Genomic DNA, 16,078 nt, shown 5'->3' with positions numbered 1-16,078 from the left:
ATTATTCGACATCTTCAAATGAGGTTAAACAGAGCTTGCCCTTGTGTTCGGAAACAGCCGCTGTAAATAAACGGGAATCGTCGAGCATGACGTCGGTACGACTCAGGCTGACGGGAATCACATCGCCCACGCGCAGGTCGAACAAGGCACCCAACTGCACCTGCTTGCTGACCAGCCGACCTTCCAGGGTCACTTGCAGGCGCGAGGCGAGCGGACGCACGCTGCCACGCAAGGCTTTCTTGGCCTGCGCGCGCTCGGGCAGCAGGCCGCGCAGCACATCGGCCATCAGATGCTTGTCCAGCGAGAACCAGAAGTGGCCACTCTGCCCGGCTGCGGGGTCGCTGAGCGCAACGGTGGCGATCCAGCTGCCGCGCGAAGGGTGCACGCCCGACTGCACGGCGACCTCGGCAGTGGTGTCGATGTCACTATCTTTACCCAGCGTTTGCAGGTTTTTGTGAACGCGCGCGAACAAACTGTTTATCAACTGTTGTCCCAGCACCACAGCAAGGCGCTCTTCCGTTGCCGTCACGCGCACTTGCGCAGGATCGGGCAGCACGCCCTTGGCGCTGGCGCTACTGTAGCGGTAATTAAGCACGCTCAGCAGTATTTGGCGTTCCAGCGTAAAGCCCGCCTGACGGGCCGGCGTGGAAAAACTCAGCCAGCGATTGACGCCGTCTTCGTCTTCCACGCGCGACAAGGTCACGCCGTCGATCTGGAAATTACCCCAGTAGCGACGGCTCGTCGGCTGGCGCAGGACCACGGCCAGGTCGTCGCGCAGCTGGGCGCCGAATACGTGCAGCAAATGGACAGGACGTCCGAGCAGACAGGAATCGAGGACTTGATGGCGCACAGTTTGATCTGTCTTAGTGGTTATCATGAAGGTCATGTCGTATTGCGGTAGCAGGACAAATTATACGGATCGCCCGAAATTAAAACCAGCATCATCTTGGCCTTGCCGGCAAGTCCGCAAGCAAACGTTTGCGCACTATATCGCATGCTAGATGACTATAGTGCTGAACAATACATGAAAAAGCCAAATATTGCCATATATCAATATTTTTAAACCAATCCTCTCTTTACTTTATAGTTGCCCCGAGGTAAGCTGGGAGCGACAATATATAAATTTTCAGAGCGCCATTGCGCTTACCTGATTCCGGTTTTTTATGGCAGTCTTCATACGCTATTTGCGACCAGCAGAAACTTTTATCAGATAACCAATAGTTGTCATGGCCATGCAACTCACTCGGCGTGGGTTTGCTGAATTTGCTTGAATCTGCTGTTTGAATCTGCTGTTTGAATCTGCTGTTTAAATCTGCTTGAGCGGATGGTGTTGCAACTGATAAGACTGATGGGCCTTGCGCATCGCGGCGGACAGGAAGGCATTCACATGCGCCTCTGCCGGATTGGCAATACCAGTAATTCTGATTGATACGTCACCGCATATTGAAAGTAGAGGGCAACATGAGCAAGCAACTCGCAGGTCTGATCAAGGCCGATCTGGCAGCACTGATCAATGACGCGCACGCACTGGGCGCCAGTATCGCACCGGCCGCGCAGTTCGGCACACAGCAAGAAGCGGGCTTTTCATTTGCGCAAAGCATGAAAGACGCCATCGGCAAGGTCAATGGCGACGACCGCATGGCCGCACAGAAAATGAGCGACGTCGACAGTGGCAAGAGCGACGACATGGTCGGCGCCATGCTGGCCAGCCAGGAAGCAAGCCTGTCCTTTTCCATGTTGATGCAAGTGCGCAACAAGGTCATGGGCGCGGTCGACGAACTCATCAAACTGCCTCTGTAATCTTTACGTCCTGATCCACGCCCAGCCTCCCAGCGAAAGTTACCCAAGTGATTACCCCCATGAAGTCCGCATTTGCGCGCTGGCGCCTTGGTGCCCAGCCTGCCATCCCGCCCGCCTTGCTGAAAAACCTGCTTCCCATCGTCGTGCTGGCCATCGGCATCACCGCCATGGTCACCCTGTATGCCTGGCGCGACCAGGCCAACTACAAGCCGGTGTTTGGCGCGCGCGAAAAAGTGGCCGTGACGGACATGATGGCGACGCTGGACGCCGAGCACATCCCCTACCGCGTGCATCCGGACAGTGGCCAAGTGCTGGTGCCCGATGCCATGCTGGGCAAGGTGCGCATGTTGCTCGCTGCGAAGGGCGTGACGGCGCAACTGCCGGCGGGCCTGGAACTGATGGACAAAAATGATCCGCTGGGCGTATCGCAATTCGTGCAGGACGTGCGCTTCCGCCGCGGCCTGGAGGGCGAATTGGCGCAAAGCATCATGACGATGGACGCGATCGCCTCGGCGCGCGTGCATCTGTCGATTGCCAAGTCAACCTCGTTCGTCGCCAGCGATGGTGACAAATCATCGGCTTCCGTGGTGCTGGCACTAAAGCCGGGACGCACCCTGGCGCCGGAACAGATCGCCGCCATCATCAACATGGTCGCCGGCAGCGTTGCCAGCCTGGCGCCCACGCGCGTGAGCCTGGTCGACCAGGGCGGCAACCTGCTGTCCTCGCACGTCGACCTGACGGATGGCTTCGACGCCTCGGCCGCCGGCAATGAAGGTGCGAAACGGTTCCAGGATGAAATCCGCCGCAACGTCTCAGGGTTGCTCGGCCCCGTTATCGGCGAAGACAACTTCAAGCTCAGCGTAACGGCTTCAGTGAACAACGACCGTGTCGACGAAACGCTGGAAAAATACGGCGAAGCCCCGAAAGTCACCAGCGAAGCGATGCGTGAAGAGCAGGAACGCAACCGCACCGTGGCTGGCATTCCCGGCAGCCTGTCGAACCGTCCGCCAGCGGCTGCCGTACCGGCACCAACGGGCGGCGCCGCGCCGGCCGATGGCGCACCGAAGCCGTCGGACGATGGTACGGCCCGCAAGAACGCCACCACGCGCCAGTACGCGTATGACCGCAGCATCACGCAGATCAAGCGCAGCCGTGGCCGCCTGGAAAAACTCAGCGTCGCAGTTGTCCTCAACAGCGCGGCCGCACCGAATCCAAAAACGGGCTGGACCCCTGCCGAACTGGGCAATATTGAAAAAATGCTCAACAGCGGCCTGGGTATCAACGCCCAGCGCGGCGATAGCCTCAGCCTGACGGCGCTGGCCTTCCCCGCCAAGCCGCCCGTGGCGCAGTGGTGGGAAGAGCGCGACACCGTCGTCGACTTCAGCAGCTGGCTGCTGTATGCGCTGGGCGCCGTACTCGCTTACTTCCTGATCCTGCGCCCGCTGATGCGTTTGCTGACCACGCGCCTGACGCCGCCGACACTGAAACAGCTCGACCCGGCCATGGCACTGGCCGGCAGCAGCAGCGCCGGCGCGAATGGCGCAGCCGCTGCAGGCACGCCAGCCCTGGGCGCCAATGGCAACCCGCTGGCGCTCGAAGGCGCCGCTGGTGGCGGCAACATGCCGGTCGTGCCACTGCTGGAAAACTATAACTTGCCCCCCCCAGGCTCGGCGGTTGACGTGATGGTCGACCACCTGAAAGTGCTGGCTGAAAAAGAGCCCGAGCGTGTCGCCGAAGTCGTCAAACAATGGATGCAGAAAAATGGCCGAACTCAACAACAATAATCCCCTCGATGATGCTGAGGACGAAAACGTCGGCTTGAATCCCGTGGAACAAGCTGCCATCGTGCTGCTGAGCATAGGCGAGGAGCAGGCAGCGAACGTGCTGCGCTGCCTGTCGCGCGAAGAATTGCTGGAAGTGACGCAAGTGATGTCGCGCATGAGTGGCATCAAGGTCGAATCCGTGAAAACGGCCATGCAAACCTTCTTCGACGACTATCGTCAGCAAAGCGGCGTGCACGGCGCTTCGCGCAGCTACCTGAAGCGCTCGCTGGACATGGCGCTGGGCAGCGATATCGCCAACAGTGTGCTGAACAACATTTATGGCGACGCCATCCGTCCGAAAATGGCGCGCCTGCAATGGGCCTCGCCGAAATGGCTGGCCGAATACATCGTCAACGAGCACGTGCAGATGCAAGCCGTGTTCCTGGCCTTTTTACCGCCCGCGCTGGCGGGCCAGATCCTCGACGCCCTGCCCGTCGAAGGGCGCGACCTGGTGTTGCTGAACCTGGCGCGCTTAGACGAGATCGACCGTGACCTGCTGGTCGAGCTCGACGAACTGGTGGGCCGCTGCCTGGGCACGCTCGACACGCAAAGCACCAGCGTGGAAGGTATCCGCCAGGCCGCCGAGATCCTCAACCGCATGCCGGGCAACCGCGCCGCGCTGGTCGAACTGCTGCGCGCGCACGACCCGGACGTGGTCTCGGAAATCGAACTGAGCATGTACGACTTCCTGATCCTGGCCACGCAGAGCGATGCCACGCTCACGCGCATCCTGGAAGACGTGCCGATGGAGCAGTGGGCCATCGCCCTGAAGGGTGCAGAACCGTCGATCCGCGACGCCATACTGAAAACCATGCCGCGCCGCCAGGCACAAAGCTTCGAAGACATGATGCGCCGTTCCGGACCAGTGCCGATGAGCCGTATCGAACAAACACGCCAGGAGATCATGGCCACCGTCAAGGGCCTCGCCGATGCGGGCGAGATCGAAGTGCAACTGTTTGCTGAAGCGGTGATCGAATGAAACACTTTCGCTCATATCGTTTCCCGCCCCTGTCACAATTCATCGCCGCCGGCCAGCGTGCCGCCAGCGACGATACCGATGGTCAATGGCAGGCGTCCGTCTCGGAAGGTTTCGAGCAGGGCCAGCGCGACGGCTATGAAGTGGGCCTGGTACAAGGCCAGCAAGACGGCTACGACTCCGGGCGCAGCGATGGCATGGTGCAGGGTCGCGAAGAAGGCCGCAATGAAACCCTGGTGGCGCTGGATCGCCTGGCGCGCCCCGTCGACGCTATCTTGCGCGACCTGAAAAAAGTGCGCGCCGATTACCGCGAAGCGCAGCGCAAGGAAGTAGTCGACCTGGTGGCCAAGGTGGCGCGCCAGGTGATCCGCGCCGAACTGGCGCTGCAACCGGTGCAATTGCTGGCCCTGGTCGACGAGACCCTGGCCTCGATGCCGCCGACGCGCGAAGAAATCGATGTCTTCCTCAATCCGGAAGAACTCAAACGCATCAGCGAACTCGATCCGAAGCGCGCCAAGCGCTGGAACCTGATCGCCGACGCCCGCCTCGATGCAGGCGAATGCCGCATCAAGGCCGGCGACAATGAAGTCGACGCCGGTTGCCACCAGCGCCTCGCGGCCTGCATGGAACAAGTCAGCAGCCATCTGGCGCTGGCCGCCGAACACGCGGACCAGGGCGCGCCTGCATGATCGCCGACACGCTGCGCAGCTTCGAGATCGGCGATATCCCGGTCGCGACACCCACCGGCCGTCTGGTCGGCGCTTCCGGCTTGCTGCTGGAAAGCGCCGGCTGCCGTCTGCACACGGGCCAGCGTTGTCAAATTGAAACTGTGAGCGGTGAGTGGCTCGATGCACAAGTCGTCGGTTTCCGCGAAAAACTGTCCTACTTGATGCCGTTCAAGAAGGCGACGGGCCTGACCACAGGCGCCCGAGTGTTGCCCTTGCCCGACAAGGCGAGCCTGCAGATCGGCCCGTCATGGCTGGGCCGCATGGTCAATGGCCTGGGCGAACCGATCGATGACCTGGGCCGCCTCGGTGGCGAACACATCCTGGAAGTGACGCCGCCGAAAATCAATCCCCTGAAAAAACAACCGGTGATCGAGCCGCTGGACGTGGGCGTACGGGCGATCAACAGCATGCTCACCCTGGGCAAGGGACAGCGCGTGGGATTGATGGCAGGTTCCGGCGTGGGGAAAAGCGTGCTGCTGGGCCTGATCACGCGCCAGACCGTGGCCGACGTCGTCGTCGTTGGCCTGATCGGCGAACGGGGCCGCGAAGTGCGCGAATTTGTCGAAAAGTCGCTCGGCGCCGAAGGCTTGAAAAAAGCCGTGCTGGTGATCGCACCGGCAGACGAATCACCGTTGATGCGCATCATGGCCACCGAACTGTGCCATTCAATTGCCGCGCATTACCGCGACCAGGGCAAGCATGTACTTCTGCTGGTCGACTCGCTGACGCGCTATGCGATGGCCTTGCGCGAAGTGGCCCTGGCCCTGGGCGAGCCGCCGGCCACGCGCGGCTATCCGCCGTCCGTCTTTTCGAACCTGCCGCAACTGGTGGAAAGTGCCGGCAATGGCGCCCACCCGGAAGGCAGCATGAGCGCCATCTACACGGTGCTGGCCGAGGGTGACGACCAGCAAGACCCGGTGGTCGACACGGCGCGTGCGATTCTCGACGGTCACATCGTGCTCACGCGCGAACTGGCCGAGCGCGGCCACTACCCTGCGATCGACATCGCCGCCTCGATCAGCCGCTGCATGACGCAGGTGATCACCCCCGAACACATGCAGGCGGCACGCGCGCTGAAAGCGTCGATGGCGCGCCATGCGCGCGTGCGCGACCTGATCCCGCTCGGTGCCTACGTGCCCGGTGCCGACCCGATCACCGACCGCGCAGTGCAACTGCACCCACCCATCGAAGCCTTCCTGTGCCAGGGCATCAAGGAAGCTGCGCCGATGGGGCCGTGCATAGCCCAACTTGAACAGATCATGGCCTAGGAGCACACGTGAGCGACGCGCATACCATCCGCAACCTGACCACCCTGGTCGGCTTGCGCAGCACGGAAGTGGAACGGCTGCAAGGCGAAATGGCGGCGCAGACGGCCGTGCGCGAGCGCTACCAGAAAAACCTGGAGCGGCTCACTGGCCTGTGCACGGATAGCGGCCCCAGCGGCGCCCTGCCCCTGGCGCTGTCCGTCAACTGCGGCAATTTCAAGCAGGCGGTCATGCAAATGGCCGACCAGCACCGTACCGATCTGCACTTGCACGAGGCCAACATGGCCGTCTCGCAGCGCGCTCTCAATACGGCCTGGGCCAAACGCGAGGTGCTGGACCAGGTGCTGACACAAAAACAAAAACATGTTGCAAATGAGCAACAACGAGTCGATGGCAAGCGGCAAGACGAACTGGCGACGCAGTTCTGGTTCCGAGGGCAGGTAAAATGAAGTTTGTGTAAGTTTCTTTCAGGAAAACTTCACGAAACGGGAATGGGGGTCGCCTTGTACCGGTATATCCCCTTATTCAGGAGTCTGGCATGGCAAGCGTAATTACCTCACCGCAATACGATCCAATCGGCACAGCGGAAAAACTGGCTGCCAAATCAGTGGCGGCGCAAAAATCGACGCTGGCCGCTCAGACTACGCAGGCCAACTACACCAGTACGGCGCTGGGCAACCTGAAGTCGGCCATCTCGACCTTCCAGAGCGCCATGTCGGTCATGACAGGCAACAAATCCGTGCTGAAGCAGGCTGCGACTTTCAGCAACACCGCGTATGGCTCAGCTACGGCCGGCATCAAGGCGGCGCCGGGCAGCTACGCCTTCTTTGTCGAGCAACTGGCCTCTGCCAGCCAGACCTCGTATGGCGGCTTGAGCAGCACGATACCGGCCAGCGGCGGCAGCATGACCCTGCGCATCGGCGACCCGTTAGCTGCTGTCACCACCGACAACGCATTCAATATCGACTTGACGGCCGCCAACAAGGATGGCGACGCCTTCCTGACGCCGCAGGAAATCGCTGCCGCCATCAATGGCGACAGCAAGAATAATGCACGCGTCACCGCATCGGTCATCAATGTCGGCAACCAGGCGCAACTGGTGCTGACATCCAATCTCACCGGTATCGCCAATGCCGTCTCGATCACCACCGCGAGCGTGACCAATCCGGCGCTGCAGACAGCGCTGCAAAGCGACGTAAAAACCCTCGTCGCGCCCAAGGATGCTGTCGTCTGGCTGGGCGCCCAGGGCACTGGCACCAAAATCGAGCAGGCATCGAATACCTTCACCAACGTGCCGGACGTGAAAATGACGTTCAGCAAGGCCATGACGACAGGCGAGAGCCCACTTACCGTGACCGTCGGCAGTGACAGCGCCGGCACGATTGCTAATGTGCAAGCCTTCGTCGACGCCTACAACAAGCTGAAAAACGTGATCGATGGCTTGGCGAGTCCCGGCAACCCGGAGAAAAACATCGCCGCTGGCATCTTTGCCCACGATTCCGGCCTGAACGCCCTGCGCTCGAGCATGGGTGATGCCTTGCGCCTGAACGTCGATGGCGTGTCGCTGGTAGCGTATGGCATTACCGCCCAGCGCGACGGCAGCATCAGCCTGAATACGGCCAAGCTGACGGCCAAGCTGGCCGACAATCCTGCCGGCCTGGACAAACTGTTCGGCAACAACAGCCTGTCGGCCCCTACCGGCGTGCTCGGCGGCCTCGACAAGATGCTCAACCAGTGGAGCAATGTCACCAAAGGCCAGATCGTCCAGCGTCAGGCAGCCACGGACAAGCTGCAGAAAAGCCTGACCAAGAGCGGTGAACGCATCACCGCCCAATATGACACGGCATACAAGCGTTTCCTTGATCAATTTTCGCGCCTGCAAGTATTGCAGGAACAAATGACCCGGAATTCGAACATGTTCGATGCCATGTTTAGTAACAATAAATCCTAAGGCGAACGTGCCTGCCGCGCCGCCACCGTTAACATAGCGAGAAGATAATAATGTTGAACAATGAAGCTTACGGCAACTACCACGCCGTCAACCTCGATGCCCAGACCGCCCGCGCTACACCGGTCGAGCTGGTGCTGGTGCTGACGGACGGCTTGCTGGAAGAACTGGCGCGCGCGCGCGGGCACATCGTGGGCAAGCGCTACGAACAGAAGGCAATCAGCCTGGACAAGTGCACACAGATCATCAACGGTTTGTCGAGCTCACTCGATTTCGACAATGGCGGCGAAGTGGTGGTCAACCTGGCGCGTCTGTACGACTACTGTGTGGCGCGCCTGTACACGGCTGGCATCAAGCTGGACCCTACCTTGATCGATGAAGTGACAACCTTGATGACGACTATCAAGCGCGGCTGGATAGGCGTCCAGGCCAACAATGCCTAGGCGCGCCGCGCTGCAGCAGTTAAGCCGGCAATTGAGCGCGGCTATCGCGCAGCCGGACTGGGATGCGATGGAGAAACTTTCGGACAGTCTGGCGAGAAACATCCCGCTCATGGCCGAACGTGGCGCATGGACTGCGCTGGAACAAACAGAATTGTTGCAATTGCGCAAAATTCACGCGCAAGCGGTTAAAATTTGCTCTGAGGAAAAAGAACGCCTGGGCTTACACTTGGGTGCATTACAGGCAAATAAGGAAGGTTGGGTCGCCTACGCCGCACTCGGCGAATACGACTCTGAAGGGTATCAAGCATGATCATGAACTTCAACACAGCACCGGCCGCGGCGGCACCGAGGGCCAATGCGGCACCGGCATCGGCGCCAGCGCCGGCACTAACGAACACTTTGCCCGGTACGCCAGGCTATGGCAGCAGTGTGGCAGCCGCCGCAAATGACGCCGCGCCTGCCGCCCTGGCGCTGTTTGCGCAGGTGCTCGATGGCACAGGCGAAGCATCGACCGAAGCCGATACGGCAGCTGCACCTATAGCTGAGCCGTCCAATGATGCCGATAGCCAGGCCGATAGCGCCCTGCCAGCCATGGCCGCTCCGGTCTTGGGTTTGCCCGTGACGCTGCTGCCACCGACGGACGCAGCAACACAGGCAAGCGCCGGCGCGCTGTCGCAAGTGCAAACTCATGTGCAAACTCATGTGCAAACTCAAGTGCAGGCGAATGCGGCGCAGGCCAACCCGGCACTGAACATCAGCGTGCATGCGGCGGCCATCACGCTTACCGCCCAGGCAACGGCACAAGCGGCAGGGCGCGACATGCGCGAGCCGTTGGTCGCCGCCAACCCGGCAACAACATCCAAAGCCAGCGCCCCGGCACAGCCTTTCGAATCGCTGCTGCAACAAAGCGTGCCAGCAACAGCATTGGCCGCCCCTGGCGTTGCTGCGCGCGAAGGCGAACGTGGCCAAGCCACGCCACCACCCGCGCCCAACCTGGGCTTGACGGGCGTGGTGAGCAATACGGCCACGCCAGCCACGGCCGGCGATAGCATCAAACTCAACGGCCCTGCTCAGCAATGGCAAGAACCGCTGCGCGAAGCGCTGGGCGAACGCCTGCAGACGCAGATCGGCCGCAACAGCGAACACGCGACGATCCGCCTCGATCCGCCGATGTTGGGGCGGATTGAAATTTCCATCCGCCACAGCGCCGGCGCACTGCAAGTGAACGTCACGGCGTCGAACTCGGAAGTGTTGCGCCAGTTGCAAGGCATCGGCGAAAACATGCGCAGCGACTTGGCACAGCGTCAGTACACCGATGTGGCCGTCAACATCAGCGCCACCCCGCGCAGCCCTGCCGCCCAGGCATTTGCCGAAGGCGATGCGCGCGGCCAGCGTCAACCGGGCCGCCAGCAGGACGATGCCGAGCCGGGCCGCGCCCTGTCCGACGGCACGCCGTCCGGCACTTCTTCCAGCACCACTTACGCCATGCAAGAGCGAGAGACCGCCTGATGAATATGAAAATGAAACTGATCGCCGGCTTTGTCACCGTGGCCGTGCTGGCCGCCGGCGCCGCTGGCGGCGCCATGTGGTATTTTGCCAAACCGGTCGCCGGCCATGCCGAAGTTGCCGAAGCGAAAGCCCCACCACCACCGGCGACCGGCAAGAAGGCGCGTAAGTTCCTCACGCTCGACAAGGTCATCGTGATGTTGCGCCGCGGGCCAGGCGACAACGAAACGCATTACCTGTCGGCCGACCTGGTGATCGCCACCACCGAGGAAAAAGAAAAGCTGACCAAGGACCACTTGCCGCTGATGCGCTCAATCGCCGTGAGTACCTTGTCGAGCTTTCCCGTGGACAAGGCGCAGACCATGACGGTGGAACAATATGCCGAGCAGATCAACAAAGCCTTCAATGTTAGCTATGAACGCGAACAGATGGAAAAACCCTACACCGAAGTCATGGTCGGTAAGCTGATCATTGAATAAACCAACACGCCAGCCGACCTAGTGGGAGACCCCGTGGCCTATGCAGAGCAATACCAGCAAGCGTATGGCGCCGGCGAGTACGCTGCCGCCAGCGCTTGCGCGGCCGTGCTCAGCGTTACAGAAGAGCAACAACATCTGGTGGCGTATGCGCCTCTGGTGAAGCGCATCGTGCGCCAGCTCAATTCGCAGGTGTCGGGCGCCATCGACCGCGACGACATGGAACAAATAGGCCTGATGGGCCTGTTAGAAGCACTGCGCCGCTACGGCGTGCCGGATCAGTCCTTCGGCAGCTATGCCAGCCTGCGCATCCGCGGCGCCATCCTCGATGAACTGCGGCGCCAGGACTGGCGCCCGCGCGCCGTGCGCCAGGAAAGCCATCGCCTGCGCGACAGTGTGCGCGCGCTGACACGGCGCCTGGGGCGCGAACCGCTGGAAGCGGAAATCATGGCCGCCCTGAAGCTCACGCCGGAAGCCTTCCAGGAATACCAGTTGGCGGAAAACGCCGAGCTGATCATCAGTTTTGACGAAGTACTACAGGAGAGTCTGGGGCAGGCAGACAGCGCACCGAGCCCGGAAGAGCAATTGATGGTGCGACGCAGCCTGGAGCAAGCGCTGCGCGCGCTCGATGAACGCGAGCAACGCGTGATCCAGATGTATTACGAATTCGAACTGAGCTACAAAGAGATTGCCGCCGTGCTGGACCTGAGCGACGCTCGCGTCTGCCAGCTCAACAAGACGGCACTGGGCAAGATGAAAGCCATGCTGCAAGACGCCTAAGTTTCAGTAATAATTTCAGCAGTGTTTCAGCAAAACCCATCAAAATGACGCAGCACAATGACGCAGAAAGGCAGTAAACATGGTAATTATCGGTATCTTAATCGTGTTGGGATGTGTATTCGGAGGCTTCGCCCTGATGGGCGGCACCGTCCAAGCGATCTGGCATCCGGTCGAGCTGGTCATCATTGTCGGTGCCGCCGCTGGCGCCCTGGTGCTGGGCAATCCCAAACATGTACTCGGGGAACTGCTGCATCAGGTACGCAAGGTCGTCACGCACAAGAAGCAAGGCTCGGAATTCCAGCGCCAGTTGCTGCTGCTGATGTATGAACTGCTGCAAACGGCCGCCGGCGGCCTGAAGGCACTCGACGCACACGTCGAGGCGCCACGCGAAAGCGCCCTGTTCCAGCGCTATCCGCTGGTGCTGGAAGAGCCGAAATTGCTGGCTTTTATCGTCGACAACTTCCGCCTGATGGCGATGGGCAAGATCAACGCACATGAACTCGAAGGCGTGCTGGAACAGGAACTCGAAGCGATCCACGACGAATTGCTGCAACCGTCCAAATCCTTGCACAAGATCGCCGAAGCCATGCCCGGCTTCGGTATTCTGGCCGCTGTGCTAGGCATCGTGATGGCCATGAACTCGGTGGCCGACGGCGCGGATGCGGCCGAGATCTCGTCGAAAGTGGGCGCCGCCATGGTCGGCACCTTTATCGGCATTTTCTTTTGCTACGGCGTGCTCGATCCACTGTGCAACATGATGAAACAACTGGTCAGCGAAGAAGGTTCGACCATGGAGTGCGTGAAAGTCGTGCTGGTGACCCATGTGGCGGGCAAGCCGCCGCTGCTGGCGATCGACTCGGGCCGGCGCCTGGTGCAGCTCAATATCAAACCAAGCTTTGCCCAGCTGGAAAGCTGGATCAATGCGCTGGAAGATGGCGGCGCCGAACAAGAGCAAGGCCAAGGCCGGGGAGGCCGCCGTGCTAAAGCCGCATGAGAAACATGAACAGGCCATCATCAAGCGCGCCGGACGCAAGCATGATGACGATGGTCACGGCGGCGCCTGGAAAGTAGCGTTCGCCGACTTTTGCCTGGCCTTGCTGTCGCTGTTCCTGGTGCTGTGGCTGATTGCAGCGCGCGAACAGCAAGCGATGAAGGAAATCATGATGGATGCCTCGGCAGGCAGCCGCCAGGGCGAAGGCCAGGGCGTCATGCCGGAACAGAAAGGCGGACCGCGCGGCAGCCTGATCGAGCGTTTCCCCATGCCCCGCAAGGGCATGGGCGACACGCGCACGGAAGGCAAGCAAACGCAGGATGGCAAGGCCGGCACGGCGCCGCAGAACCAGACCAAGGTCAGTTACCAGTCGCCGGAAGACTTGCTATCGCTGTCACGCGCGCTCGACAAGCTCAGCGTGGAAGCTGGACTGAAGAGCAACTTGCAATCGGTGATCACGCCTTACGGCTTGCGCGTCATGTTGCACGATACGGACAAGCAAGGCATGTTCGTGCGTGGCAGCCCCGTGCCGACCGACCGCTTCCGCAAACTGCTGCGCCAGATGGGACCGGTCTTCGCCCAGATGGAGAACCAGATGCTGATCGTCGGCCATACCGATTCGCTGAAATACGCCAATAACGGCTATGAAGGTTATTCAAACTGGACCCTGTCGGCCAACCGCGCCATGTCGGCGCGCGCGCAATTGTTGATCGGCAGCATGAGTCCGGACAGCGTGCTGCAAGTGGTCGGCATGGCCGACCGCGCGCCGCTGGACGTGAAAAATGCCAGCGCCGGCATCAACCGGCGCATCGAACTGTTAATATTGACGCGGGGCCAGGCCGACAGCATCGCTGCCATGTTCGGCATCGGCGGGCAAAAGGCGCAAGGCGAAGAGCTGCAAGTGGATGAAGCGGATTCGGGAACCTTGCAGCGCCTGCGCGAAAAACTCGGCCTGCCCGCAAAGAAGGAGCGCGATGAGCATGCAAATTAAGGGCAAGGGGCAACGTATGAAGATATCCTCGGGCAATAGCGGCGTTGCCGTCAGCAGCAGCGCCATCGCGCCAGCCGAGGCAATCGTCGAGAACGCAGGCGCCGCCGGCGCCATGGGTGGCTCTTCGGCCGGTGCGGCCTTGCAATCGGCGGTGCTGCAACCGGCCATGGCCGCCCTGCGCGCCATGCCCGAGATGGATCACGAGCGCGTGGCGATGCTGCGCGATGCGCTGGCCAAAGGTGAATTGCCGTTCGATCCATCGAAACTGGCAGGCCTGATCCAGCGTTTCCACGGCGGTGAGTCGTGACCGCGCCACGCAAGGGCATCACGCGTCAGGAAGCCATGCGCCGCGTGCTGCAAGGCATGACTGACGACAGCGTCGGCTATGCCGCCCTGCAAGCATTACTAGAAGAACAATTTCAGGCCACCTTGCACCACCAAAGCACCGCGCTGACGGCGCTGGCCGACCGGGTCATCGCTGCCGTCGAACCGCTCGATGCGCGCCGCCGCCAGCGCGTCAGCCTGGTCACTGCCCTCTTGGGCCCGCAAGGCGATATGGCGCAATTGTTTGCGTTGTTGCAAGAAGAAGCGCGTAGCAAGGCCGAGGCCGAGTGGGTCGCGCTCGAGCAGATGGTACTTGAATGCAAGCGCCTGAATACCCGCAACAGTGATTTATTGACACAGCAGTACAGCATCATGCAGCGCGTGCTGCATGGCGAGGAAGATACCTATGCGCCAGCCTGATTTCATGACTACCCGCGCCACGACGGCGACATCATCGACGACGTCAACGCATGCCGTGCAAAGCAATATGCGCGCCACCGACGCTACCAGCTCCGCCGGCAGCTACAGCAGCGTGTTCCAGCAAGTTCAGGGCGAGGTGGCCCGCTTTATCGAACAGGGCGGCGGCAACGCCACCAGCCTGAGCCCGCAAGGACGCGCCTACCTGGAACAGAGCCAGCCCGTGAATGTACTTGGCAGTATCAATCAGGGCGGCGAAATCGGCGAAGTACAGCAGCAGTTTCTCGCCTCGATCAAGCCGTGGACGGAAGAAACAGGCGCGCGCCTCGGTGTGGCACCGGAAATTGTCGCCGCCCACGCCGCCCTGGAATCGGGCTGGGGCCAGCATCTGCTGCGCCAAAGCACGGGAGCGGACACGAATAATCTGTTCGGCATCAAGGCCGGCGGCAAATGGCAGGGTGACGTGGCCAGCAATGTCACCACCGAATACGAGGCAGGCAGTGGCACGGCGCTGAAGAAAACCGAGCGTTTCCGCAGCTACCCGGACCAGGCGAGCGCTTTTCGCGACTATGCGCAGGTGTTACTCGACAATCCGCGCTACCGCGCCGCCCTCAACACGGGTGCCGACGCGGGTGCCTTCGCGCAAGGCCTGGCGCGCGGCGGCTATGCCACCGACCCCAACTACGCTGCCAAACTGACGCAGTTGGCGGCGCGCTTGCAGCGCACCGCGCTCGCAGACTGATCTTTTAACTGATCTTTAAACGATTAACGGCCGGCAATATCGGCCGGTTCCACCACCCCCGCATCGACCACCCTGGCACGTATCACCGTGCCGCTGGTGGCGTTGCGCACGCGAATCACCGCGCCCAACGCGCCCGGCTCCATCGCTACACCGGCCACGCTCACTTCCACCTGCTCCTTGCGTGCCACGATATTGACCTCACTGCCCCGCTTGATCAGCATGGGCGCAGCTAACTGCGCCTGGCGCAGCACTTCACCGGCGCGCAAGCTGCGCCGGCTCGACAGGCCGACAGCGCCGGACAAGGAAGAAATACTGTCCGGCACCATTGTCACGTCGCGCCGCGCCATCGTCACGTCGCCCGCCTGCAACGGCGTATTGGCCGTGATGGATACGCTGCTGACGGCAACCTGGGCCGTAATGCTGCCGCGCGCCAACATTTCGTACCGCCAACCGTTGCTTCCGGGACATACCGCCACAAAGCGCATGCGCTGCGCCGAACGGCTGTCCGCCGTTTCCAGCGCGACAGGCGTGGCGCAATCGGGCACCGGGCGTGTGCTTTTTACCACAGCCACTTCAAACTGCGGTTCCAGCAATCCTGCCTTGGCTGCCTGTTGCGCCAATTGCACGCGCGCCAACTGTTCGACACGCGAAAATATATTGTCGGCTGGCAATTCTGCCCGACCTGCACTACTATATAGGCTGGTCACTAAAAATAGGCCCGAAATCAGTATGCGAGGACCTAGCACCGTTCGGATCACGGTAATGTTGTTGAAATGAATCATTGCTAACCTTAATCAAAGATACTGAGCGGCGTGACCTTACCATGCGTCAACATGAGCAACCTGGAATTTTACCTCTGCACCACCTA

General features: G+C 61.1%; 19 protein-coding genes. 17 read left to right on the top strand and 2 right to left on the bottom strand.

Translation table 11 applies throughout. From position 1 onward, the window contains the following. Position 1 precedes the first annotated feature (1 nt). A complete protein-coding gene (locus tag H4V96_RS09100; RefSeq protein ID WP_261981138.1) occupies positions 2–850 on the bottom strand; it encodes a FliM/FliN family flagellar motor switch protein in 849 nt (282 codons plus the stop codon). Between the two features lie 611 nt (positions 851–1,461). On the opposite strand from H4V96_RS09100, the gene H4V96_RS09095 reads away from it, so the two are divergent. The 17 genes from H4V96_RS09095 to H4V96_RS09015 all read left to right on the top strand — a co-directional run bounded on the left by H4V96_RS09095 (position 1,462) and on the right by H4V96_RS09015 (position 15,210). Next, complete coding sequence (locus H4V96_RS09095; protein WP_196855466.1) at positions 1,462–1,800, top strand: flagellar hook-basal body complex protein FliE; 339 nt, start codon at positions 1,462–1,464, stop codon at positions 1,798–1,800. Positions 1,801–1,859: 59 nt separating this feature from the next. Then, complete coding sequence (gene fliF, locus H4V96_RS09090; protein ID WP_196855467.1) at positions 1,860–3,584, top strand: flagellar basal-body MS-ring/collar protein FliF; 1,725 nt, start codon at positions 1,860–1,862, stop codon at positions 3,582–3,584. Further along, positions 3,562–4,602: a flagellar motor switch protein FliG gene (locus H4V96_RS09085; RefSeq protein ID WP_196855468.1), complete on the top strand. Its 1,041-nt coding sequence runs from the start codon at positions 3,562–3,564 to the stop codon at positions 4,600–4,602. Before fliF ends, H4V96_RS09085 begins: the two co-directional genes overlap by 23 nt. After that, positions 4,599–5,288 (top strand): flagellar assembly protein FliH, encoded by a 690-nt coding sequence (gene fliH / locus H4V96_RS09080; protein ID WP_010397452.1) that lies wholly within the window; start codon positions 4,599–4,601, stop codon positions 5,286–5,288. Before H4V96_RS09085 ends, fliH begins: the two co-directional genes overlap by 4 nt. Next, entirely contained in the window at positions 5,285–6,595 is a 1,311-nt protein-coding gene (gene fliI, locus H4V96_RS09075) for a flagellar protein export ATPase FliI (RefSeq protein WP_010397449.1), read from the top strand. The genes fliH and fliI overlap by 4 nt, the downstream gene beginning before the upstream one ends. 8 nt (positions 6,596–6,603) lie before the next feature. Beyond that, positions 6,604–7,041, top strand: a complete 438-nt coding sequence (locus H4V96_RS09070) for a flagellar export protein FliJ (protein WP_010397448.1) — start codon at positions 6,604–6,606, stop codon at positions 7,039–7,041. Between the two features lie 89 nt (positions 7,042–7,130). Beyond that, positions 7,131–8,543 (top strand): flagellar filament capping protein FliD, encoded by a 1,413-nt coding sequence (fliD, locus tag H4V96_RS09065; RefSeq protein ID WP_196855469.1) that lies wholly within the window; start codon positions 7,131–7,133, stop codon positions 8,541–8,543. A gap of 50 nt (positions 8,544–8,593) precedes the next feature. Further along, positions 8,594–8,983, top strand: coding sequence for a flagellar export chaperone FliS (gene fliS / locus H4V96_RS09060; RefSeq protein WP_010397443.1), 390 nt, complete (start codon positions 8,594–8,596; stop codon positions 8,981–8,983). Between the two features lie 31 nt (positions 8,984–9,014). Next, positions 9,015–9,293 (top strand): hypothetical protein, encoded by a 279-nt coding sequence (locus H4V96_RS09055; RefSeq protein WP_280720880.1) that lies wholly within the window; start codon positions 9,015–9,017, stop codon positions 9,291–9,293. A 2-nt stretch (positions 9,294–9,295) separates the two neighbouring features. Further along, a complete protein-coding gene (locus H4V96_RS09050; RefSeq protein ID WP_196855470.1) occupies positions 9,296–10,492 on the top strand; it encodes a flagellar hook-length control protein FliK in 1,197 nt (398 codons plus the stop codon). Positions 10,493–10,497: 5 nt separating this feature from the next. Further along, a complete protein-coding gene (locus H4V96_RS09045) occupies positions 10,498–10,968 on the top strand; it encodes a flagellar basal body-associated FliL family protein (protein WP_029496351.1) in 471 nt (156 codons plus the stop codon). A 33-nt stretch (positions 10,969–11,001) separates the two neighbouring features. Beyond that, positions 11,002–11,745: a FliA/WhiG family RNA polymerase sigma factor gene (locus tag H4V96_RS09040; RefSeq protein ID WP_196855471.1), complete on the top strand. Its 744-nt coding sequence runs from the start codon at positions 11,002–11,004 to the stop codon at positions 11,743–11,745. Between the two features lie 79 nt (positions 11,746–11,824). Beyond that, a complete protein-coding gene (gene motA / locus H4V96_RS09035) occupies positions 11,825–12,739 on the top strand; it encodes a flagellar motor stator protein MotA (protein WP_196855472.1) in 915 nt (304 codons plus the stop codon). Continuing rightward, on the top strand, positions 12,666–13,727 hold the full coding sequence (locus tag H4V96_RS09030) for a flagellar motor protein MotB (protein WP_196855473.1): 1,062 nt from the start codon (positions 12,666–12,668) through the stop codon (positions 13,725–13,727). Before motA ends, H4V96_RS09030 begins: the two co-directional genes overlap by 74 nt. A 16-nt stretch (positions 13,728–13,743) precedes the next feature. Then, on the top strand, positions 13,744–14,034 hold the full coding sequence (gene flgM, locus H4V96_RS09025) for a flagellar biosynthesis anti-sigma factor FlgM (RefSeq protein WP_196855474.1): 291 nt from the start codon (positions 13,744–13,746) through the stop codon (positions 14,032–14,034). After that, positions 14,031–14,471: a flagellar export chaperone FlgN gene (gene flgN / locus H4V96_RS09020; protein ID WP_196855475.1), complete on the top strand. Its 441-nt coding sequence runs from the start codon at positions 14,031–14,033 to the stop codon at positions 14,469–14,471. The genes flgM and flgN overlap by 4 nt, the downstream gene beginning before the upstream one ends. Continuing rightward, entirely contained in the window at positions 14,458–15,210 is a 753-nt protein-coding gene (locus H4V96_RS09015; RefSeq protein ID WP_010397429.1) for a glucosaminidase domain-containing protein, read from the top strand. The genes flgN and H4V96_RS09015 overlap by 14 nt, the downstream gene beginning before the upstream one ends. Before the next feature lie 23 nt (positions 15,211–15,233). Here H4V96_RS09015 and flgA read toward each other — a convergent pair whose 3' ends face one another. After that, on the bottom strand, positions 15,234–15,881 hold the full coding sequence (gene flgA, locus H4V96_RS09010) for a flagellar basal body P-ring formation chaperone FlgA (RefSeq protein WP_196855476.1): 648 nt from the start codon (positions 15,879–15,881) through the stop codon (positions 15,234–15,236). Positions 15,882–16,078: the final 197 nt, after the last annotated feature.

Source organism: Janthinobacterium sp. CG_23.4, from assembly GCF_029892305.1.
GTDB classification, from domain to species: Bacteria; Pseudomonadota; Gammaproteobacteria; order Burkholderiales; family Burkholderiaceae_D; genus Janthinobacterium; species Janthinobacterium lividum_D.
The sequence above is the reverse complement of the archived record's forward strand: the minus strand, read 5'-3'. Positions and strand labels throughout refer to the sequence as shown.